The organism is Rhizobium sullae, from assembly GCF_900169785.1.
Classification (GTDB): domain Bacteria; phylum Pseudomonadota; class Alphaproteobacteria; order Rhizobiales; family Rhizobiaceae; genus Rhizobium; species Rhizobium sullae.
The window spans coordinates 272,515-294,879 of sequence record NZ_FWER01000004.1 but is presented as its reverse complement, the minus strand read 5'-3'; the positions used below and the strand labels follow the sequence as shown (position 1 = coordinate 294,879).

General features: G+C 59.8%; 18 protein-coding genes and 1 pseudogene. 12 read left to right on the top strand and 7 right to left on the bottom strand.

The features are described from left to right. Window positions 1–5: 5 nt before the first annotated feature. Both BN1800_RS06045 and BN1800_RS06040 read right to left on the bottom strand, forming a co-directional pair. The gene (locus tag BN1800_RS06045) at window positions 6–2,249 is read right to left on the bottom strand and encodes a glycoside hydrolase family 2 protein (RefSeq protein WP_086995445.1); all 2,244 of its coding nucleotides are present in this window, start codon (window positions 2,247–2,249) and stop codon (window positions 6–8) included. 50 nt (window positions 2,250–2,299) lie between these two features. After that, a complete protein-coding gene (locus BN1800_RS06040) occupies window positions 2,300–3,211 on the bottom strand; it encodes an SMP-30/gluconolactonase/LRE family protein (protein ID WP_179213752.1) in 912 nt (303 codons plus the stop codon). A 216-nt stretch (window positions 3,212–3,427) separates the two neighbouring features. Between BN1800_RS06040 and BN1800_RS06035 the strand changes: the two genes are divergently transcribed. After that, a complete protein-coding gene (locus BN1800_RS06035) occupies window positions 3,428–4,645 on the top strand; it encodes an adenylate/guanylate cyclase domain-containing protein (RefSeq protein WP_086995439.1) in 1,218 nt (405 codons plus the stop codon). Window positions 4,646–4,647: 2 nt separating this feature from the next. Here the strand turns inward: BN1800_RS06035 and BN1800_RS06030 are convergent, their stop codons facing one another. The 4 genes and pseudogenes from BN1800_RS06030 to BN1800_RS06015 form a co-directional block, all read right to left on the bottom strand. Continuing rightward, window positions 4,648–5,430: an SDR family oxidoreductase gene (locus BN1800_RS06030; protein WP_086995436.1), complete on the bottom strand. Its 783-nt coding sequence runs from the start codon at window positions 5,428–5,430 to the stop codon at window positions 4,648–4,650. Window positions 5,431–5,522: 92 nt separating this feature from the next. Continuing rightward, entirely contained in the window at window positions 5,523–5,921 is a 399-nt protein-coding gene (locus BN1800_RS06025) for a DoxX family protein (protein WP_086995433.1), read from the bottom strand. 175 nt (window positions 5,922–6,096) lie between these two features. Next, window positions 6,097–7,245: a galactonate dehydratase gene (gene dgoD / locus BN1800_RS06020; protein WP_027507895.1), complete on the bottom strand. Its 1,149-nt coding sequence runs from the start codon at window positions 7,243–7,245 to the stop codon at window positions 6,097–6,099. Between the two features lie 30 nt (window positions 7,246–7,275). Then, a pseudogene (locus BN1800_RS06015) lies at window positions 7,276–7,797 on the bottom strand (FadR/GntR family transcriptional regulator); the annotation flags it as partial. A gap of 189 nt (window positions 7,798–7,986) precedes the next feature. Here BN1800_RS06015 and BN1800_RS06010 point away from each other — a divergent pair. The 4 genes from BN1800_RS06010 (at window position 7,987) to BN1800_RS05995 (ending at window position 13,534) form a co-directional block, all read left to right on the top strand. Then, the gene (locus BN1800_RS06010) at window positions 7,987–8,418 is read left to right on the top strand and encodes an OsmC family protein (RefSeq protein ID WP_027507896.1); all 432 of its coding nucleotides are present in this window, start codon (window positions 7,987–7,989) and stop codon (window positions 8,416–8,418) included. A gap of 139 nt (window positions 8,419–8,557) precedes the next feature. Continuing rightward, entirely contained in the window at window positions 8,558–9,166 is a 609-nt protein-coding gene (locus BN1800_RS06005) for a TetR/AcrR family transcriptional regulator (RefSeq protein ID WP_027507897.1), read from the top strand. Window positions 9,167–9,223: 57 nt separating this feature from the next. Then, window positions 9,224–10,360, top strand: a complete 1,137-nt coding sequence (locus tag BN1800_RS06000) for an efflux RND transporter periplasmic adaptor subunit (protein WP_086995430.1) — start codon at window positions 9,224–9,226, stop codon at window positions 10,358–10,360. 27 nt (window positions 10,361–10,387) lie between these two features. After that, window positions 10,388–13,534, top strand: coding sequence for an efflux RND transporter permease subunit (locus BN1800_RS05995; protein ID WP_086995427.1), 3,147 nt, complete (start codon window positions 10,388–10,390; stop codon window positions 13,532–13,534). A gap of 58 nt (window positions 13,535–13,592) precedes the next feature. Here the strand turns inward: BN1800_RS05995 and BN1800_RS05990 are convergent, their stop codons facing one another. Continuing rightward, window positions 13,593–14,504, bottom strand: coding sequence for an ROK family protein (locus tag BN1800_RS05990; RefSeq protein ID WP_086995424.1), 912 nt, complete (start codon window positions 14,502–14,504; stop codon window positions 13,593–13,595). Between the two features lie 311 nt (window positions 14,505–14,815). On the opposite strand from BN1800_RS05990, the gene BN1800_RS05985 reads away from it, so the two are divergent. The 7 genes from BN1800_RS05985 to BN1800_RS05955 all read left to right on the top strand — a co-directional run bounded on the left by BN1800_RS05985 (window position 14,816) and on the right by BN1800_RS05955 (window position 22,360). Beyond that, window positions 14,816–15,394 carry an exopolysaccharide biosynthesis protein gene (locus tag BN1800_RS05985; RefSeq protein ID WP_244564446.1) on the top strand — a complete coding sequence of 193 codons (579 nt, stop codon included), beginning with the start codon at window positions 14,816–14,818 and terminating at the stop codon, window positions 15,392–15,394. Between the two features lie 117 nt (window positions 15,395–15,511). After that, window positions 15,512–16,465: a sugar-binding transcriptional regulator gene (locus tag BN1800_RS05980; protein WP_027507902.1), complete on the top strand. Its 954-nt coding sequence runs from the start codon at window positions 15,512–15,514 to the stop codon at window positions 16,463–16,465. Window positions 16,466–16,609: 144 nt separating this feature from the next. Continuing rightward, complete coding sequence (locus BN1800_RS05975; RefSeq protein WP_086995659.1) at window positions 16,610–17,920, top strand: ABC transporter substrate-binding protein; 1,311 nt, start codon at window positions 16,610–16,612, stop codon at window positions 17,918–17,920. A gap of 133 nt (window positions 17,921–18,053) precedes the next feature. Continuing rightward, window positions 18,054–18,926 (top strand): carbohydrate ABC transporter permease, encoded by an 873-nt coding sequence (locus BN1800_RS05970; RefSeq protein WP_027507904.1) that lies wholly within the window; start codon window positions 18,054–18,056, stop codon window positions 18,924–18,926. A 1-nt stretch (window position 18,927) separates the two neighbouring features. Beyond that, window positions 18,928–19,758, top strand: coding sequence for a carbohydrate ABC transporter permease (locus BN1800_RS05965; RefSeq protein ID WP_086995422.1), 831 nt, complete (start codon window positions 18,928–18,930; stop codon window positions 19,756–19,758). A gap of 18 nt (window positions 19,759–19,776) precedes the next feature. Further along, window positions 19,777–20,775, top strand: a complete 999-nt coding sequence (locus BN1800_RS05960) for an ABC transporter ATP-binding protein (protein ID WP_086995419.1) — start codon at window positions 19,777–19,779, stop codon at window positions 20,773–20,775. A 103-nt stretch (window positions 20,776–20,878) separates the two neighbouring features. Beyond that, window positions 20,879–22,360: a mannitol dehydrogenase family protein gene (locus tag BN1800_RS05955; RefSeq protein WP_086995416.1), complete on the top strand. Its 1,482-nt coding sequence runs from the start codon at window positions 20,879–20,881 to the stop codon at window positions 22,358–22,360. Window positions 22,361–22,365 lie beyond the last annotated feature (5 nt).

Genomic DNA, 22,365 nt, shown 5'->3' with positions numbered 1-22,365 from the left:
CGCCGTCAGACGGCCGTTATATGTACGGTGACGGATGCAAAGCGGGACGAAGCTGCCTCGACCGTGATGTTGCCGGTGAGTCCGGTTGCTTCCAGCCAGCAACCAGCCGTGCCGCCGCGCAGCGGAACAGTGGAGGGGCCGATGATCTTGGCCGGACCATCGACGCGCAGTGTCACGCTGTCATGCAGGAAGGGAAGGCGCTGGCCATATTGGTCCAGCGCGCGGATGATGACGCGCGTCGTGTCGCGCTCGCGGGCTTTCAGCGATCCGCTGTCGGCTGCCACTTCGAGCGTCGTCGGCAGCGGATCGGCAGCAAGCCGTAACCTGGCAACGGGCTGGCCATTGATATAACCCGTAAAATCCCCGTCGAGCCATTCAATCCCCCATGTGCCAAGCTCATCCGCCGTGAAAAGCCGATGATCGAGCACGACAGGCGGGTGAGGCAGATGCGGGTAGTTTTCACGATCGGGGCCGATGCGCTTGGTGATCGAGCCGTACGTCAGCTCGACTTCATCGCAGTTCGTAAGAATGATCAGCGGCAGGACGCCGCCAATATTGCGTTCCCCGCGAGCCCAGAAGGTCACCGGCTTCATGATAATCTCGTCGGACGGATCGCACTGGCTGGAATACACATAGGCGGCGAATTTCGGCTCGCGGAACATGTCGAGCACGCCATGATAGCAGATGCGGTCGCCCGAGCCGAAGTCCTTGTGGGTGTTGTAGTCGAACATGCACCAGCCGATCGCACCTGAAATGTCCGGATCGCCGTAGGCGGCGTTCAGCACCTCAAGGTGACGGCGCACATGCTCTGCCTGGCGCGCTTCCTGATCGTAGATCTTGGTTGGATACATATGGCCGTTGAACTCGGTGATGAGGTACGGCACCTTGCGACCGAGACCGGTGTTCTCCTGCTGGCTGCGAAGTGCCGTGCGCGGGCGGTTGGCGCCTGGCAGTTCCTCATTGCCGAGGATGAAGTCGTTCATCGTATAGACGTCTTCGAGCAGTTCGCTTTCCGTGATGTAGCGCACGCCGCCGGTCTGGCGGGTCGCGTCGAGATCGCGGGCGAGCCGGTTGGTCTCGACGTAGAAGTCGTGACTATCCTGCGATTCGTTGATGCGCACGCCCCAAATGACGATCGACGGGTGGTTCCAGTCGCGCTCAATCATGCGGCGGACGTTGCGGATCGATTCCTGCTGCCACTCCGCATCACCGATATGCTGCCAGCCGGGAATTTCCTCGAAGACCAAAAGGCCGATGCGGTCACACTGGTCCAGGAACCATTTCGACTGCGGATAGTGCGAAGTGCGGACGATATTGCACTTCAGCACAGATTTCATGATATCGGCATCGCGCTCCTGCGCCGAGCGGCCGGCCGCGTAGCCGACATAAGGAAATGCCTGGTGGCGGTTCAGGCCACGCAGCTTCAGCGGCTTGCCGTTAAGCAGGAAGCCGCTCGCTGTGAACTCGGCGGTGCGGAAACCGAAATGCGACGACAGGCGGTCGGAGCCGTGGCTAGTTTTCAGGTCGACGGCGATCTCATAGAGCGTCGGGCTGGAAATGTCCCAGAGCGAAATGTCCGTCAGGTTTTCGAAGGAAAGCGTCACGTCTTCGCCCGTCGTATCGCCGCTCGCGGTTGCGATGACGGTGCCTGATGTATCCTTCAGTGAGGCAGTAACCGTACCGAGAAAGGCAACATTTTGCGGGTTGGCGAGATCGCAGCGGACACGAACGGATTTGACGTCGGAGAGGACATCTGTCGTTTCAATCTTGAGATTGCGGATCGAGACGGCGCCGGTGACTTTAATCCAGGCGTCGCGATAGATCCCGGCATAGGTCAGATAATCAATACGGCCGCCGAAGGGTGGAATTGCGGGGTTCTCGCTGCCGTCGACCTTTACGGTGATCAGGTTGTCGCCCTTGACAAGCTTGCCTGTGAGGCGGGCCTCGAAGGGCGTGTAGCCGTCCTTGTGGGCGATGATCTCTTCGCCGTTCAGGTAAACGACGCTATCGGCCATGGCGCCATCAAAGACGATCGACACTTCGCGACCTTCGAATTCCGGGAGCCAGCGCAAGATCTTCTGATAGGTAAAGGCGCGCTGATAGAGCTTCTCGTCAAAATAGTTGAAGGGCAGTTCGACGGCAGTGTGCGGCAGGCTGGTGCTTGCCGTGCCATCGAAGGCATCGAGAAACTGCTGGCCAAAGCCTTCGTGGAAACTCCAGGATTCATTGAACGAGACGACAGACCGCATCCCGGACTCCTCTTTAAAGCATGTCTGATTGGCGCGGCTAGCAAAGCCGCTTACGGATATTGTGCGCCATTCGTCGTCGTGTAGATCGAATAGAGCGATTGCGTTGCGGTGATGAACAGGCGGTTTTTCTTCTGGCCACCGAAGGTGACATTGGAAACGGTCTGAGGCACCTTGATCTTGCCGAGCAAGGTACCGTCCGGCGCGAAGCAATGGACGCCATCGGCGGCACTGCTCCAGAGATTTCCGCTGACGTCGAAGCGGAAGCCGTCCGGTATGCCGTTGTCGATCGAGCAGAAATAGCGGCTGTTGGCGAGCCTCTTGCCGTCGACAACGTCGAAGACGCGGATATGGCGCGGCACGTCGTGATCGGTAGAGCCGGAGTCGGCGATGTAGAGCTGCTTTTCGTCAGGAGAGAAAGCAAGGCCGTTCGGTTGGATAAAATCGGTGGCGGCGGCTTCGACTTTGCCGCTTTGCGGATCGATGCGGTAGACGTTGCGCGTCTCCTGTTCCTGCTCCGACTTGTAGCCTTCGTAATCGGACTTGATGCCGTAGCTGGGGTCCGTAAACCAGATCGCGCCGTCGGACGCGACGACGACGTCGTTCGGCGAGTTGAGGCGCTTTCCCTGATAGCTGTCGGCCAACACGGTGATCTTGCCGTCAGGTTCCGTACGCGTGACGCGACGGCCGCCGTGTTCGCAGGAGATCAGGCGGCCCTGACGATCGCGGGTGTTGCCGTTGACGTAGCTCGATGGCGAGCGGAAAACCGAGACGCCGCCATCCGGTACCCAGCGCAGCATGCGCTCGTTCGGGATATCGCTCCAGATCAGGCAATTGAGATCGGAGAACCAGACGGGACCTTCCGCCCAGCGGCAACCGGTATAAAGTTCCTCCAGCTTAGCGCTTCCTGCAATCAGGTTGCGGAAGCGGTCGTCACGAATGTCATACAGGATATCTTGCGACACTGATTGGCTCCTCCCCAAAGCGATATAACGTTCTTCGTAAACATAAACGGCGATGCGTGCCAGAGCCAGGCGCGGCAAATGCGCCGGCCTCATGCCATTTTTCAAAGCTGCGGCGGATGCGGCGATCCGTCATGTGCGTCTCACCATTGAACGGAGGTTTGTCTTTCCCTAATGGGTGAATTGGAGGTACAGCTTTCAGGAGTGAGGATCGGCAGCATGGAATACAGCGATATCGGAACGGTCGCCGCATGGCTGACGGAGCAGGGGCTGAAGGGTGCCTCCGAAGCCGAACTGCTGACCGGCTTTTGCAATTCCTGCCGCGAATTCGGCCTGCCACTCGATCGCGGCATGGCGCTCATGGATACGCTGCACCCGGTACATGAGGGCCGAGCCTTCCGATGGGACAGCCAGGAGGAAATCGAGACCGAATTCGAATACGGCCCGACCGGCGAGGGTAGTGCGCGGGACACTTGGCTGCGTTCGGCTTTCTATTATCTCTGGTCTGGCAACGAGAACGAGGTCCGCCGCCGTATCGGCTTCGGCGACCCGGCGGATTTCGTCATGCTCGACAAGATGCTCGAAGAGGGCCACACCGATTTCGTCGCCATGGTACACCGCTTCGCCAAGGCCGGTACGATCGGCGAGATGGATTGCTTTTTCTCGCATTTCGCAACCCGGCATCCGCAGGGCTTTTCCGACCACGATCTCGCCATCTTGCGAAAGCTAGTGCCAGTGCTGGCGCTGGCGATCAAGTGTATCGCGCTCGGCCGCATCGCACGGACGATTGCGGAGGTTTACCTCGGCGAGGATGCGGCCCGGCAGGTGCTCGAGGGAAAGATCATGCGCGGCAAGTCGGAGCGGATTTCCGCGGTGCTCTGGTTCTCGGACCTTCTTAATTACACCAAGATATCCGATAGCGCGCCGCCGGAGGAAATCCTGCCGATGCTGAATGCTTATAGCGACGTGGTGATTTCGGCCATTCACGAGGCCGGCGGCGACGTCCTCAAACTTATCGGCGACGGTGTGCTGGCTATCTTCAAGGCAGATGCACCGTCGGATGCCTGCTGTGCGGCGCTGAAGGCGGAGAAGCTCTTGCGCGGCAAGCTTGCGGCGCTGAACGACGAACGCGCCCGCGACAACCGGCCAACAACCGACGTCTATCTTGGCCTGCATATCGGTGATGTCTTCTACGGCAATATCGGCAGCCAGGAACGGCTCGACTTCACAGTCATCGGTCCGGCAGTCAACGAGGTTAGCCGCATCGCGTCGATCTGCCGGTCGGTCGATCTCAACGTGCTGATGTCATCGGATTTTGCCGCCGCGATTCCAGGAGCTCAGAGCAGCGGACTCGCCTGCATCGGCCGCTATGCGCTTCGTGGCGTCAAGCGGGCGCAGGAGCTTTTCACACTGGAAACTGGGCGCCTTGGCGGCTGACCCTAGCGCAGCAGGCCTTGGCCACCATCGATCCAGATTGGCGTGCCGGTGATGTGATGCGAGCGATCAGCGGCAAGAAAGAGGATTGTTTCGGCAACGTCTTCGCTATGGCCCGCCTCTCCTCCAGTGATCGGAATTTCGCCTTCCGGCCAGACAACCGGGATTTCCGCCTCGTCCCGGTGACGGCTGCTTGTATTGTCGTTGATATTGGTGTCGATGGCGCCCGGGCAGACGGCATTGACGCGGATTCCATGCTTGCCGAGCTCCAGTGCCAGCTGCTGCACCATCGCCACCTGGCCGGCCTTCGTGACGGTATAGGCAGTCGCGCCCGGCGTCGTGAAGGTACGCGTCCCATTGATCGAGGAGACGACGATGATCGAACCGCCGCCATTCGATTTCATATGCGGGACGGTGAGATGGAGAGTGAGGTAGGTACCGCGCAGGTTGACGGCCATGGTCTTGTCCCATTCCTCCGGCTTCAGGTCGTCGATAGGAGCCCAGACGCCGTTGATTCCGGCATTGGCAACGACGATGTCGATGCCGCCGAACTCACCGAGAAGCGCTTCAACTGCGCCGCGCATCTGGTCTTCGTCGCTGGTGTCGGCCGCCAGCGAGATCGACTGCCCGCCTGCGGAACGGATTTCGTCGCGGGTCTGGTTCACCTCGTGGCTGGTGCGGCTCAAAACGGCAACCTTGGCGCCTTCTGCGGCGAGCTTGAGCGCGGTCGCCTTTCCGATGCCGGAACCCGCGCCGGTGACCAATGCGGTTCTTCCCTGAAGTTCCATTTTAGCCAATCCCTCATTCGGTTTGCGTTAGGGCAATGTTCGGGTGGGGGCATGGTTCCGGTGCGAGTGCGAAGTTTTCGGGCTGGCAACCCCTACAGTCTCACCAGGCTGCGGCGGATCGCCCACTTCTCCGGTCCATGCGCGGCGGCAAACAGCAGTCCGGCCAGGAACGTGAAGTGGTCGATGAAGAAGCCAAATTCTGCCTGGTTGCCCGCCCAGCGCGACGGGCCATGAAAGGCGAATGCCAGGAAGATGACATAAATGCCGGCAAGCAGGCTTGCTTCCGTAAAGAAGGCGCCGGTTATCAAGGCTAGCGCCAAAGCTATTTCGAAGAAAGCTGCTACCCATGCCAGGGCGCCGGCCATCGGAAAACCGGCGGAAGCGATATAGGTTGCGGTGGCGCCGACGTCGGCAAATTTGAAGCCGGCCGCCATGAAGAAGACGAAGCTGAAGATGATGCGGGCGACGATCACTGCGATTGCTCGTGTCATTTGAAATTTCCTCCTGTGAGCTTTCACAATGACGGTTAGCGCGCATGGCTTCCTACATNGCGATTGCTCGTGTCATTTGAAATTTCCTCCTGTGAGCTTTCACAATGACGGTTAGCGCGCATGGCTTCCTACATGGTGCAACAAAAAGGGCCGCTCGATGTGACCCTGTTGGTTCTCACCATTCGGCGAAACTGCCGTCGGCATGGCGCCAAATCGGGTTGCGCCAGCGGTGGCCCTGCTTGGCACGTTCGACGACATAGGCCTCGTCGACTTCGACGCCGAGGCCCGGTCCCTGCGGGATCGAGACGAAACCATCGGCGTATTTGAAGACTTCCTTATTGGAGATGTAGTCGAGGATATCGTTGCCCTGGTTGTAGTGGATGCCGAGGCTCTGTTCCTGGATGAAGGCGTTATAGCTGACCGCATCGACCTGCAGGCAGGCGGCAAGCGCGATCGGACCGAGCGGGCAATGCGGGGCAAGCGCTACGTCATAGGCTTCCGCCATCGTGGCGATCTTGCGGCATTCGGTGATGCCGCCGGCATGCGACAGGTCGGGCTGGAGAATGTCGACGTAGCCGTCTGAGAGCACCGACTTGAAATCCCAGCGCGAATAGAGCCGCTCGCCAAGCGCGATCGGCGTCGAGCAGTGATTGGCGATTTCCTTCAATGCTTCCCGGTTTTCGGAGAGCACCGGCTCTTCGATGAACATCAGCTTGTACGGCTCGAGTTCCTTAGCAAGAACCTTGGCCATCGGCTTGTGCACGCGGCCGTGAAAATCGACGCCGATGCCGATATGCGGACCGATCGCCTCGCGGATAGTAGCAATGGTCTCGACAGCCTTCTCAACCTTCTCGTTGGTATCGACGATCTGCATTTCTTCGCAGCCGTTGAGCTTGATCGCCTTGAAGCCGCGCGCGACGACCTCCTTGGCGTTGCGCGCAACGTCCGATGGGCGGTCGCCGCCGATCCAGCTGTAGACCTTGATCCGGTCGCGCACCTGGCCGCCGAGCAGCGAATGGATCGGCTGGCCGAGTGCCTTGCCCTTGATGTCCCAGAGCGCCTGGTCGATGCCGGAAAGCGCGCTCATGTGGATGGCGCCACCGCGATAGAAGCCGCCGCGATACATGACGTTCCAGTGGTCCTCGATCAGGAACGGATCCTTGCCGATCAGGTAGTCGGCAAGCTCGTGCACGCAGGTCTCCACGGTTAGCGCCCGGCCCTCGACGACCGGCTCGCCCCAGCCGATCACGCCCTCATCGGTCTCGACCTTCAAAAATAGCCAGCGCGGCGGAACGATATAGGTTGTCAGTTTCGTGATCTTCATGGGTCCAGGCCTCATTCTTCTCGTGTTGCTCTAAGCGGCTCGGCCGGCATTTCCAATTATGATTGGGGTTCTGCCGATCGTCTTTTCGATGGCGGCAAAATCGCGCACCGCAAGATCCAGCATCCGGTTGGCGCACTCTCGTGCCCTTTTGCGGTCGCGCATTCTGAGTGCCTCGACCAGTTCGCCGTGAACGGCTACTGCGTCCTCGCGGCTTTCGACTGCGACGTTCGAGGCGTGAAGGGCATATTTCACCGCGGCGTGAATGGCGCTCGAAAGTCGCCGAAACACCTGGTTGTGGCTCGCGGTGAGCAGCGCCGAATGGAACATGACGTCGGGATCGGTGAAGCTTTCCGGATCGTTGGCGGAATCGCGCATCTGCCGCCAAGCGCTGTCGAGATCGGCAATCTCCTGTGCGGTTGCGCGCGCGGCCGCATATTCGGCCGCCGCAGGCTCGATGGTACGCCGAGCTTCGAGGATGCAGCCGAGCAAGTCGAAATCCTCGATATATGGTCCCATCCATTCGAGCACGTCGGCGTCGAGGATATTCCAATCGTGCATACGAAGGCAATGTCTTGGTATGATCGTTTATCGACCGGAGGTCATTTTCGGACCGATTTTCTTACAGCCGTCGCCTTCTGAGGATAGAGCATTATATTGCCGTTCGAGAGGCTTTGGCCTCTCTGCGGCGGGAAGCGGCGCAAGTCCTTTCCGGAAGGAGCTCAATCGAAACAGGAGGACGGCATGCAGATCAATCGCATAGGTTCGGCCCAGTGGTCCGGCGGTCTCAAAGACGGCAAGGGACGGATATCGACGCAGAGCGGCGCGTTGAAGGAATATCCCTATGGTTTTGCAAGCCGCTTCGAAGGTATTCCAGGCACCAATCCGGAAGAACTGATCGGCGCTGCCCATGCCGGCTGCTTCACCATGGCGCTATCTTTGATCCTCGGCGATGCGGGGCTTACGGCCGAAGATATGGAGACAACTGCAAAGGTAACGCTCGAGAGCGTCGAAGGCGGCTTCGCGATCACCGCAATCCATCTGTCGTTGACCGGCAAGGTTCCCGGCGCCGACCAGGCGACGTTCACTGAGCTCGCCAATAAGGCGAAGGCAGGGTGCCCTGTTTCCAAGGCGCTTTCCGCCGTGCCGATCACACTCGACGTCAAGCTGGGCTGATTTCAGCAAGTATTGATTTCGAATGCCGCGAGCCGAAGCCGCGGCATTTTTTGCGGCAGAACATTGACAAGTGGCGCCTGATATTTTACGACTGACGAAATACGAAAATCGTCAGTCGTAAATAAGGCTCTGGAAACGCATGAATGACACCGCAGAAAACATGCTGGACAGCACCCGTCAGGAAAATGTAACGCGCATTCTCGACGCGGCAGAGCGGCTGTTCCGGCACTATGGCTACAGCAAGACGACGGTTGCCGATGTGGCACGCGACCTCGGCATGTCGCCGGCCAATATCTACCGCTTCTTCGCCTCGAAAGTGGAAATCCACCAGGCGATCTGCGGCCGCATGCTGGCTGCCAGCTACAAGCAGGCTTACGACATCTGCCATTTGCCGATCAGTGCATCGGAGCGCCTGCGACGATTTGTGTATGGCCAGTATCAGATGACGCTCGACACCATGCTTGATGAGCAGAAGGTGCACGAGATGGTTGTCGTCGCGATCGAACGCGACTGGCATGTTATCGAAAGGCATGTCGACAGCATTCATGAACTGATTGCCGGCGTGATCCGCGAAGGGATCGCAGCCGGTGAATTCGCCGAGCAGGATGCCGATGTTGCTTCACGCTGCTTCGGTGCGGCCACCGTGACGCTCTGTCATCCGCAGATGGTGGCGCAATGTCTCGCCAAGACCAACCGCGCGACGGTTGACGAACTCATCGAGTATTCGATCAGAGCGCTTAAGAAATAGCCCGACGGTAAAGCCGCCGCGCCTCCCAACATAGAAACGATTTCAGGAGTGCGAAAGATGATTTCGCTGAAGACCGTCAAGTTGCCGTCAGTCGCCAGTTTCGCGCTCCTTGGCGCCGTTGCATTCGCCGTTTCGGGCTGCAGCGATGAGAAGAAGGCCGAGACGAAGGAAATCGTCCGGCCCGTCAAGGTCGTGGAGATTGCGAAGGACGGCGAAACGCGCGCCCTCGACTATTCCGGCGCCGTAAAAGCACGTACCGAGATGAACCTCGGCTTCCGTGTCGCTGGCAAGATCACGGAACGGCTCGTCAATATCGGTGATCGGGTGAAGCCAGGGGATGTGCTCGCGCGCATCGACTCCACGGATTATCAGCTCGCTGTGAAGACGGCTGAAGCCAACTTGGCTGCGGCCGAAAAGGGCGTGCAGACGGCAGATCTCGCCAACAAGCGTGCCGGGCAACTCTTCGACAAGAATGTTACACCCAAATCGCAGCTGGAGCAGGCTTCGCTTTCCTACGACCAGGCCGTGTCGACGCGCGATGCCGCGATCTCCTCGCTCGATCAGGCCAAGAACCAGGTAAGCTACACAGACCTGAAGGCCGATCAGAACGGCATCGTGACCGCAGTCAGTGCGGATACGGGCCAGGTCGTCGCCTCCGGGACGCCCGTCGTTACCGTTGCCGTCGACGGCGAGAAGGAAGTCCAGATCGCGGTGCCGGAAAACGATATTGCCGAATTCAAGCCCGGCAAAACGGTGAAGGCAACCTTCTGGTCAGATGACGAGCTGGTGCTCGACGGGAAGGTTCGTGAGGTTTCGGGCAGCGCCGATCAGCAGTCCCGGACCTTTTCCGTCCGCGTCAGCCTGCCGAATGATCAGCGTGTTCTCCTCGGCATGACGGCGACGATCGAGGCGGATGTCACGAATTCCGATCCTTCCGTTGCAGTGCCCTTGAGCGCGCTTGCCGAGAAGGATGGGACGAAGATCGTCTGGGTGGTCGACCGCGATGCGGCGACCGTGCACGCCCGCCAAATTCACGTCGGCGGTTTCACCGGCGACGGCGTCAACGTCACCGACGGCCTCAAGGCCGGCGATCTCGTCGTTGCCGCCGGTACGCAGTTCATGACCGAGAACCTGAAGGTCTTGGTTCCGGGTCAGCAGTCGGCTTCCGCCGAGCCTGCCGGCACCGTCCAGTAATTGCTGTCCAGGAGAGGGAAGACTGTCATGGACAACACAACCACTGAAAAACGCCCCTTCAACCTGTCGCGTTGGGCTATCGGCCATCCGAGTATCGCGCGCTTCCTCTTCGGCTTGATCATCGTCACTGGTGCGCTCGGACTGATGCGCATGGGCCAGAAGGAAGATCCGGACTTCACCTTCCGTGTCATGGTTGTGCAGGCCCTATGGCCGGGCGCATCCATCCAGGAAATGGAGGATCAGGTCGTCAACAAGATCGAGCGCAAGCTGCAGGAAACCCCACATCTCGATTTCGTTCGCTCCTACACCCGTGCTGGCAGCGCGATCATCACGCTGCAGGTCAAGGGTGATACCAACGCCGCGGAAGTGGCGGACGCCTTCTATCAGGTGCGCAAGAAGGTCGGCGATATTTCGAACGAACTGCCCGAAGGCCTGCTTGGGCCTTATTTCAATGACGAATTCGGCGATACCTTCATCACGCTTCATTCAATCAGCGGCGACGGCTACTCCTATCCGGAACTGAAGAAATTCGCGATTCAGGCGCGCGACATGCTGCTTTCGACGCCGGGCGTCGAGAAGGCCGTCATCATCGGCGACCAGCCAGAAAAGATTTATATCGACGTTTCGTCCAAGGCGCTTGCCGAACGGGGGCTAACAATCCTCGACTTGCAGAATGCCATCAAGGGCCAGAACAATGTCGATCCCGCAGGATCCGTCGATACCGGCCTCCATTCGGTGCGCATTTCCGTCGAAGGCGATGTAAAGAAGGTCGAGGATATCCGCGAACTGCGCCTGCGCTCCGGAAATCAGGTGACGCGTCTCGGCGATATCGCCACCGTCACCTCCGGTCTCGAAGACCCCTATCAGCGCAAGTACCGCTTCAACGGGCACGAAAGCGTGCAGGTTGGCGTGGTTATGGCCAAGGGCTTCAAGGTCACGGATGTCGGCAAGGCCATCGAGGCGACCTACCAGCGCTTCGATGAATCTCTGCCCTATGGCGTTTCCGTCGACCAGATTTCCAACCAGCCGGATGTGGTGACGGACGCCATCAGTGAATTCATGCATGCGCTTGGCGAAGCATTGATCATCGTGCTGATTGTCTCGTTCCTGTCGATCGGCTGGCGGTCTGGCCTTGTCATCGCGATCGCGATTCCGCTCGTGCTGGCTGCTACTTTCGCCATCATGTACGAAATAGGCATCGACCTGCAGCGCATCTCGCTCGGCGCACTCATCATTGCGCTTGGGCTCTTGGTCGACGATGCGATGATCGTCGTCGAGATGATGGAACGAAAACTGGAAGAGGGCCTGGTGAAGATCGAAGCCGCGAGCTTCGCCTATTCCTCGACCGCCTTCCCGATGCTGACCGGCACGCTGATCACCACGGCGGGCTTCATTCCCGTCGGCTTTGCGGAGTCGACGGCCGGCGAATATGTGCGCTCGCTCTTCTACGTGGTCGGCATCGCGCTCGTCGTCTCTTGGTTCGTGGCGGTCTATTTCACGCCGTGGCTCGGTTACATGATCCTCAAGCAACGCAAGCACGCTGGCGAGCATCATGATGTCTTCGATACGCGCTTTTATCGCCGCCTGCGGACCACCGTCGCCTGGGCCGTGCGCCATCGCATCATCGTGCTGGCCGCCACGCTCTTCACCTTCGCCACGAGCCTCTGGGCCTTCCAGTTCATTCCGCAGAACTTCTTCCCGCAGTCCTCGCGCCCCGAGATCCTCGTCGATCTCTGGTTGCCGGAAGGCACCAGCATCAAGGAAGTCGAGACGCAGGCAAAGGCGCTCGAAGCCAAGATGATGGATGACAAGGACAAGAAGTTCGTCGCCACCTATATCGGTGAAGGCGCGCCGCGCTTCTTCCTGCCGCTCGACCAGCAGCTTCGCAATCCGAACTTCGCGCAGCTCCTGATCATCGCCAATGACGAGCCTGCCCGCGAGCGGCTGATCGTCAAGCTGCGCGGCATCCTTGCGGAAGATTTTCCGTCCATTCGCAGCAAGGTCGACCGTCTCTTCCTTGGTCCACCGACGGGCTGGCCCGTGCAGATGCGCGTCATGGGGCCGGATCGCCAGGAGGTTCGCCATATCGCCGATCAGGTGAAGGCGAAGTTTGCAGAGAATCCGCAGCTCGGCGCCGTCCACGACGACTGGCTGGAGCCGGTGCCGGCCATGAAGCTGGTGATCGATCAGGATCGCGCCCGCGCTCTTGGTGTTACCTCGCAGCGTGTCCGTCAGACGCTGGAGGCGGCGATGTCCGGCCAGCCCCTTGACGACTTCCGCGACGGCGAAGAGACGGTCTCGATCGTCGCCCGCGAGCCGGATTCCAGCCGTTCGCTGCTATCGGCTGTCAATTCGGTCTATGTCCCGACAGACTTCGGTGGCTCCGTTCCGGTCGCGCAGGTCGCCAAGGTCGTCCCGGCGATGGAACAAGGCGTTGAATGGCGGCGTGACCGTCTGCCGACGATCACGGTTCGCGGAACGCTGCCGGACGGCATTCAGCCGAACGACGTGGCGATGAAGATGTATGCCGATATTCAGGGCCTGCGCGACAGCCTGCCTGCCGGCTACCAGATCGAAATCCAAGGCGGTGCGGAAGATGCTGCCGAAAGCCAGGCCTCGATCGCAGCCAAGGCGCCGATCATGCTCGTCGTCATTGTTCTGCTCTTGATGGCGCAGCTACAGCACTTCGGCAAGGCGATGCTGGTGCTGGCCACCGGCCCGCTCGGCATCATCGGTGCTGCCGCGGCGCTCCTCATCAGTGGTGCACCCTTCGGCTTCGTCGCGATCCTAGGCGTTATCGCGCTGCTCGGCATCATCATCCGCAACTCGATCATCCTCGTCGATCAGATCGACCAGGACATCAAGGCGGGCATGCACCGGCAGGAGGCGATCGTGGGTGCGGCCGTGCGCCGTTTCCGGCCGATCATGCTGACGGCGCTGACGGCGGTCCTGGCCCTCATCCCGATCTCCCGCGGCGTCTTCTGGGGTCCGCTCGCCTACGCGATGATGGGCGGCATTCTGGTCGCGACCGTGCTGACCATTCTCGTGCTGCCCGCCGGCTATGCCCTCTTCTTCGGCCGCGAGCCGAAGGCGACGGACGCCGAGGCCGAATTTGCCAATGCCAACCAGGAAGAGGCGGAAGACCATCGTCCGCCGGCATTGGCGGCAGAGTGAAAATGGCGCGGTGAAAGCCGCGCCGTTTTCATCTTTTTGATCAGCCCCAAAAACGCTCTTACGCCGCTTCCGCTTTCAAGCCCAGGAGAGCTGCGCCGATGAGGCCCGGCTCTAAACGGCATTCGCTGCGCACGATCAACGGCCGGTCGAACTTGCGTAGCGTGCGGCTTCTCACTGCCTTGTCGAGTTCGGCAAGCAGCGGCTCGACATTGGAAAGTCCGCCACCAACTGGCACGATGGTCGCGCCGGTGATATTGATCGTGAGCGCCAGGGGTGAGGCGACGAGATCGGTATAGACGTCGATCGTGCGCGTTGCGTTTTCCTCACCCCGTTGCCATTGCGCGATGATCTCCTCGCTCGTGAAGTCAAGGTTGTGCAACGTCTTGTGAAGCCGCTCCAGGCCGCGGGCGCCGCCGACGGTATCGACACAGCCGTTCTGGCCGCAGCCACACCGAAAGGCTGGGATTTTCACAGGAGGATTACCGGCTTCGGAGGCGAGGATCGGGCCATGACCCCATTCGCCAGCAAAACCGCCCGATGCATTGACGAGCCGGCCATCGGAAACAAGCCCGCCGCCGACGCCGGTGCCGAGGATCGCGCCGAAAACAATGCGGTGGCCTCGTCCAGCGCCGAGCTCGGCTTCTGCCATGGCAAAGCAATCGGCGTCGTTGGCAATCAGCACCGGAAGACCAAGTTCGGCCTCCAGATCAGCCGCAAGGCTGCGGTTGTGAATGCAGGGAATGTTGGCGCAGGTCAGCCGCTGTGTGTCGGGATCGACAACACCGGCAATCGAGAAGGAAAGGCGCGAGGGCGTTTCACCGGTTTCGGCGATGATGCTGCGGATCGTCTCGGCGAAAGCGGCGAAATCATCTTTCGGCGTCGGGCGGCGGCCAAGCGGGACGATGTCCGTTTCAGAATGCGCGATGCCGCCCTTGATTGCCGAACCGCCGATATCGAATGAGATGATCATGTTATCCGCCGTCTCGAAAGTTTCCGCGTCTGCTCGCACCCTTCGGGCGGATTTGCAAGTCCTGTGCCGGCAGGTTCACCCTGCTTCAGAGGGTCAAGCGAAGGGTGTCGGCGAAAAATAGTCATGTAATGGCCGTGATCCAGAACTGGCACGGCCATGATGGCGGCGCATTCGACAGAGAAGATTCACACTGGGATGGTATCAGTCGCAAGCCGACGAGCCGGGATGCAATGACAATCGAGGGAATGGAGAGATCACGCAGGCATTTTGTCAGGGGTCCACGCCCAAAGGGGCGGCGGCTTTCTGCTATCCTGAGGCAGCTTGCGGGTGACAGAAGCCGTGAGCGCATTTCAATCGGCGATCTTTTCGAGGTGATGGGAGACCGCGCGACCGGCGCGCTGATGCTGGTCTTTGCCATTCCCAATCTGGTGCCGACGCCGCCGGGAACCTCCACAATCCTCGGCGCGCCGCTGCTCTTTCTGGCCTCGCAGCTGACATTCGGGCTGAAGCCATGGTTGCCGAAGGTAATCGCCGGCCGCTCGATGAGGCGCGAGGATTTCGAAGTGGTCGTCTCGCGCATCCACCGTTGGCTCGCCTTTGCCGAACGCATGCTGCAGCCGAGGCTTTCCTTCCTCGTAGAGCCGCCTGCCGAATATCTTGCGGGCTTTCTCTGCCTGGTGCTTGCGATCATCCTCACGCTTCCCATCCCGCTCGGCAATATCCTACCGGCCTTCGCCATCTGCCTGTTTTCTTTCGGCATATTGGGCAGGGACGGTCTCTTTTCGCTGTTCGGAATGATCATGGCCGGGATTTCGCTGACAGTAGTCGGCGGCGTGAGCTACGGCCTTATCAAGGCTGCGATCTTCTTCGTCACAAATTGGTTCGCCTGAGCGAATTTTCGCCCACGCGACCGTTGCATTTTCTCAATGCACTCGACTTTTGCTCAATTTTGTTCTGATCTGGCGCTGCGCAGACTCAGAGAACATTCATACACGCGGTAGACCTCAATGGCGAAAAGAACCGAGACATCGGGACGGCTGGACGACGCAGCGCGTGCAGGTTGGCTCTATTACGTGGCTGGCCGTACGCAGGACGAGATCGCCTCTGCGATGGGTATCTCGCGGCAATCGGCGCAGCGGCTGGTGTCGCTGGCCGTCGCCGAAAAACTCATCAAAGTGCGGCTCGATCATCCGATTGCTGCCTGCCTTGAGCTTGCCAACCAGCTGCGGAAGAAATTCGACCTCAAGCATGTCGAGATCGTGCCGAGCGATCCGGGGTCTTCATCGAGGACAGTCGGCATCGCCGAAGCGGCGTCAGCCGAGATTGAGCGCTGGCTCAAGCGGCCGGATCCGATCGTGCTCGCCGTTGGAACCGGCCGTACGCTGAAAGCCGCTGTCGACCAGCTTCCGATGATTGAATGTCCGAACCATCGCATCGTTTCGCTGACGGGCAATATCACCCCGGACGGTTCGGCCGCCTATTACAATGTCATCTTCAGCATGGCGGATGCGGTGAAGGCGAGGCACTTCCCGATGCCGCTGCCAGTGCTCGTCACCTCGGCGGAGGAGCGCGAATTGCTCCATGGCCAGCAACTCGTGCGCTACACGCTTGCGATAAGTGCCCAAGCCGATGTGACCTTCGTGGGTATCGGCGAACTGGGCATCGACGGCCCGCTTTGCGTCGACGGCTTCCTGGAGAAGGACGAGATGATGGAGCTGATGCGCGAGGGCGCGATCGGCGAAATCTGTGGCTGGATTTTCGACGGGGAGGGCAGGCTTCTCGATAATCCGATCAACGAACGCGTCGCGTCGGCTTCGATTCCTTCACGCGAAACCTCGACAGTCATAGGAATCGCCAAGGGCAAGCGCAAATTTAAGGCGATAAGAGCCGCAATCGTTGGCCGTCAGATCAATAGTCTGATCACTGATGAAGAGACGGCTGAGTTTTTGCTCAGTATTTGAGCAAAAATTATACTGTTTTGAATCAACAGGATAGCCAGTCATTTCGCTATCGCAGCAACGAATTCAATTGACATTCCGTACCCAGTGGTGAGTAATTGCCCATGAGCAAAGCGAATGCTCATACCCATCTTCTGGGAGGAAGATATGACATTGAGAACTATTCTGCTGGGCGCCTGCTCAGCATTGGCGTTTGCCGGCATGGCTTCGGCCGAAACGCTGACGATCGCGACCGTGAACAACGGCGACATGATCCGGATGCAGAAGCTGACGGATGACTTCAAGGCAAAGAATCCCGACATCGACCTTGAATGGGTTACCCTCGAAGAGAACGTTCTGCGCCAGAAGGTCACGACCGACATCGCGACCAAGGGCGGCCAATACGACGTTCTGACGATCGGCACTTATGAAGTTCCGATCTGGGCAAAGCAGAACTGGCTCTTGCCGCTCGACAACCTCGGCGCCGACTACGACGCCGACGACCTGCTGCCGGCAATCCGCAGCGGCCTGACCGTAGACGGGAAACTCTATGCTGCGCCATTCTACGGCGAAAGCTCGATGGTCATGTACCGCAAGGATCTGTTCGATACCGCCGGCCTGAAGATGCCCGACGCGCCGACCTGGGATTTCATCGCTGACGCTGCGAAGAAGATCACCGACAAGGACAAGGGAATCTACGGCATCTGCCTGCGTGGCAAGGCCGGCTGGGGAGAAAACATGGCCTTCCTGACGGCGATGTCGAACTCGTTCGGCGCCCGCTGGTTTGATGAGAGCTGGAAACCCCAGTTCGACCAGCCGGAGTGGAAGGACACGCTGAGCTTCTACGTCGACTTGATGAAGGAAGCCGGCCCTCCCGGCGCTTCGTCGAACGGCTTCAACGAAAACCTGGCGCTCTTCCAGACCGGCAAGTGCGGCATGTGGATCGACGCTACCGTCGCGGCTTCCTTCGTCAGCAACCCGAAGGAGTCAAAGGTCGCCGACAAGGTCGGCTTCGCACTGGCCCCGGACAAGGGGCTCGGCAAGCGCGGCAACTGGTTGTGGGCCTGGAGCCTCGCTATCCCGGCGAGTTCGCAGAAGGTCGAAGCGGCCGAGAAGTTCGTCGCCTGGGCAACGGGCAAGGACTACTCCAAGCTCGTCGCCGAGAAGGAAGGCTGGTTGAACGCCCCTCCCGGTACGCGTACCTCTCTGTATGAGAACGCGGAATACCAGAAGACCGCACCCTTTGCGAAGATGACGCTGGACTCGATCAACGCCGCTGACCCGACCAAGCCGACCGTCAAGCCGGTCCCCTATGTCGGCGTTCAGTTTGTGGCGATCCCGGAGTTCCAGGGCATCGGTACGGCCGTCGGCCAGCAGTTCTCGGCCGCTCTCGCCGGCCAGCTCTCGGTCGAACAGGCCCTGCAGAGCGCGCAGCAACTGACGACCCGCGAAATGACCAAGGCTGGATACATCAAATAACAACCTCCTGAGACGGTGGGATTGTTGACCTCCCGCCCCTCTGGGCCGCCGAATGCCCGAATTGCGTCGGCGGCCCCTTTTTTCCTAGCTGCCCTGCAGCCGCGTGCCCCTCGAAACAGGATCGGTCATCGCCATGGCAACGTTACACACCCGCTCCGCAGCGCGAATGATGATCGCACCGTCCGTCGTGCTTCTCTTCGCTTGGATGATCGTTCCGCTTGTGATGACGATCTACTTCTCGCTGCTGAACTACAATCTTCTCAGCCCGGGAATGGAGAGCTTCGTTGGCTTTCTGAACTACAGCTACTTCCTGTCCGATCCGGCCTTTTTCGCGGCGCTCACCAATACGCTGCTGCTGGTGCTCGGCGTGCTGATCATCACGGTGGTCGGCGGTATCGCCTTCGCCTTGCTGCTCGACCAGGACATTTATGGCCAGGGCATTGTGCGCATCCTGGTGATTGCGCCTTTCTTCGTGATGCCGACGGTCGCAGCCCTCGTCTGGAAGAACATGTTCATGAACCCGGTCAACGGGCTCTTCGCGCATCTTGCGAAGGCGCTCGGCCTGCAGCCCTATGACTGGCTGGCAAACGCGCCGCTCTTCTCGATCATTCTGATCGTTGCCTGGCAGTGGCTGCCGTTTGCGACGCTGATCCTGCTCACGTCTCTGCAGTCTCTGGACGAGGAGCAGAAGGAGGCTGCGGAAATGGACGGCGCTGGCGCGATATCCAGATTCATCTATATCATTCTGCCGCATATGGCGCGCGCCATCACGGTCGTGATCCTGATCCAAACGATCTTCCTGCTCTCGGTTTTTGCCGAAATCCTGGTCACCACTAACGGCGGCCCGGGTACGCAAAGCACGAACCTGACCTACCTCGTCTATGCGCAGGCGCTTCTGCAATTCGATATCGGCGGTGCCTCGGCGGGCGGTATCATTGCCGTCATCCTCGCAAACATCGTCGCGATCTTCCTTGTCCGCCTTGTCGGCAAGAATCTGGAGGCTTGAGATGGCTAGAAAAGTCACCACTCAACGCAAGGTCATCATGACGGCCATCGCCTGGACGCTCGCGATCCTGATTTTCTTCCCGATCCTTTGGACGTTTCTCACGAGCTTCAAGTCGGAAGCCGACGCCATCGCTTCGCCGCCGCAGTTCGTGTTCTTCCACTGGACGACGGAAAGCTATGCAGAGGTGCAGAGCCGGTCGAACTATCTCGGCCACTTCATGAATTCGGTGATCATCTCCTTCGGCTCGACGCTGATCGGTCTCATCATCGCGATCCCGGCCGCCTGGGCCATGGCGTTTGCGCCGACCAAGCGGACCAAGGACGTGCTGATGTGGATGCTGTCGACAAAGATGATGCCGCCGGTCGGCGCGCTGATCCCGATCTACCTGATGTTCCGCAATTCCGGGCTGCTCGACAGCCGGTTGGGGCTGGTGATCGTGCTGATGCTGATCAACCTGCCGATCATCGTCTGGATGCTCTACACCTACTTCAAGGAAATCCCCGGCGAGATCCTCGAGGCGGCGCGCATGGACGGCGCGTCGCTCGCCAAGGAAATCATCTACGTGCTGACGCCGATGGCGGTGCCGGGCATTGCCTCGACGCTACTCCTCAACATCATCCTGGCCTGGAACGAAGCCTTCTGGACATTGAATCTCAGCGCCTCGAAAGCCGCGCCGCTGACAGCATTCATCGCCTCCTACTCCAGCCCCGAAGGTCTGTTCTACGCCAAGCTTTCCGCAGCATCGACGATGGCAATCGCGCCGATCCTGATCCTCGGCTGGTTCTCACAAAAGCAACTCGTCCGCGGGCTGACCTTCGGCGCGGTGAAATAAGACATCAGGGAGAGAAACATGGGCAGCATTACCCTTCAGAGCGTTTCGAAGGTCTTCGGCGAAGCCAAGGTCATCCCTTCGATCGATCTCGAAATCAAGGACGGCGAATTCGTCGTCTTCGTCGGCCCTTCGGGTTGCGGCAAGTCCACGCTGCTCAGGCTGATCGCCGGGCTGGAGGACGTTTCCGGCGGCAAGATCGTCATCGACGGCAAGGACGCGACCGAAAAGGCGCCATCCGAGCGCGGACTTGCGATGGTGTTCCAATCCTATGCGCTTTATCCGCATATGAGCGTGCGCAACAATATTGCCTTCCCGCTGAAGATGGCGGGCATGGACAAGGCCGAGATCGACAGGAAGGTAACCGACGCCGCACGCGTTCTGAACCTCACTGACTATCTGGAGCGGAGACCACGGCAGCTTTCCGGCGGCCAGCGGCAGCGCGTTGCGATCGGCCGCGCCATCGTGCGCCAGCCGTCGGCCTTTCTCTTTGACGAGCCGCTGTCGAACCTCGATGCCGCACTTCGCGTCAACATGCGCCTGGAAATCAGTGAACTGCACCAGCAACTGAAGACAACGATGGTCTACGTCACCCACGACCAGGTGGAAGCCATGACCATGGCCGACAAGATCGTCGTGTTGAACCGCGGCAACATCGAGCAGGTTGGCTCGCCGCTCGAGCTTTACAAGAGCCCGCGCAATCTTTTCGTTGCCGGCTTCATCGGCTCGCCGAAGATGAATTTCATCACCGGTCAGAATGCGGCGGCGCTGAATGCCCACGCGATCGGCCTGCGTCCTGAGCATGTGCTGCTTTCGATGGACAGCGGTGACTGGAAGGGCAGGGTTATCGTCGCCGAGCATCTCGGCTCCGACACGTTCCTGCATATCGATGTCGAAGGCATCGGCTCGGTCACTGCACGCGGTGGCGGCGATTTCGCGGCGAAGGCCGGGGACATCGTCCATCTGACGCCGGACAAGGCGCGCATCCACAAATTCAACGAGGGCGGCCTCGCCATCTGAGGCGACGGCCGGGTGGGGTGGGAATGCAGACCGGGCAAGGCGCCCGGTTTGCCGAAAGCAGGGCGGCTGGATACGCTCCGCAAGGCCTCAAGAGGACTGAAACATGACGTGCAAACTATCGCTGGCAACGCTTTCCGATGCGGCTAAAACGGCCACCATCCCGGCTTATGACAGAGCGTCGCTCAAGCCTGGCATCGTGCACTTCGGCGTTGGCAATTTCCACCGCGCGCACCAGGCTATCTATCTCGACGACCTTTTCAACGAGGGCCAGAATCACGACTGGGCCATCATCGGCGCAGGCGTGCTCCCTTCCGACGCCGCGATGCGCGAGAAGCTTGCTGCGCAGGACTTTCTGACAACGGTCGTGGAGCAGGATAACAACAAGACGGCGGCGCGTGTGACCGGTCCGATGGTCGGTATCCTGCCGGTCGGCGATTCCGGAGCCATCATCGCCAAGCTCTCCGATCCTGCAATCCGCATCGTCTCGCTGACGATCACCGAGGGCGGATATTTCATCGACGCGGCGGGAAAGTTCAATCCGGCGCATCCGGCGATTGCTGCGGACGGACAGAACCCGTCCGAGCCAAAAACCGTTTTCGGCCTGATCGTTGCCGGTCTCAAGGCGCGCGAGGAGAAGGGCATCGTGCCCTTCACCGTTATGTCCTGCGACAACATTCCGCATAACGGTGCCGTCACCAGAAACGCCGTCTTGGGTACGGCGGAGCTCTCCGATCCGGCGTTTGCCGTGTGGATCAAGGCCAATGTCGCCTTCCCGAATGCCATGGTCGATCGCATTACGCCGGCAACCGGGCAGCGCGAGATTGATCTGTTGAAGGACACGTTCGGAATCGAGGACAACTGGCCGGTCTATTGCGAAGAGTTCAAGCAGTGGGTGCTGGAAGACAAATTCACCGCCGGACGGCCGGCGCTTGAAAAGGTCGGCGTCACCTTCGTTCCAGATGTCACGCCTTACGAGCATATGAAGATCCGCATCCTGAACGGCGGCCATGCGGCGATCGCCTATCCGGCGGCGCTCATGGACATTCATTTCGTGCATGATGCGATGGAAGAGCCGCTGATCCGCGCCTTTCTCGCCACGCTCGAAAACGACGAGATCATCCCGATCGTGCCGCCCGTGCCGAACACCTCGCTCAAGGATTATTTCGCGCTTATCGAGCGCCGTCTTCTCAACCCGAAGATCGCCGACACGGTCCCGCGTCTGGCGCAGGACGGATCGAACCGTCAGCCGAAATTCATCCTGCCCTCGACGCTCGACAATCTGCGCCAGGGCAAAGACGTCGTCGGCCTTTCGCTGGTTTCGGCTCTCTGGTGCCGCTATTTCGCGGGCACGACCGATAGCGGCAAAAAGATCGCCTTCAATGATGCCAGTGCCGACCGCCTCCATGCGGCCGCGCTGAAGGCAAAGGACGATCCGATGGCATTCCTTGCCTTCGAAGACATTTTCGGCGAAGTGTCGCAATCCGAGGTATTCCGCAAGCGTTTCGCGCATGCCTTGAAAACCCTGTGGGAAAAGGGCACCCGCGCGACCTTGCAGCTCTATCTCGACGGCAAGCTTGCAGTGTAGGAAAT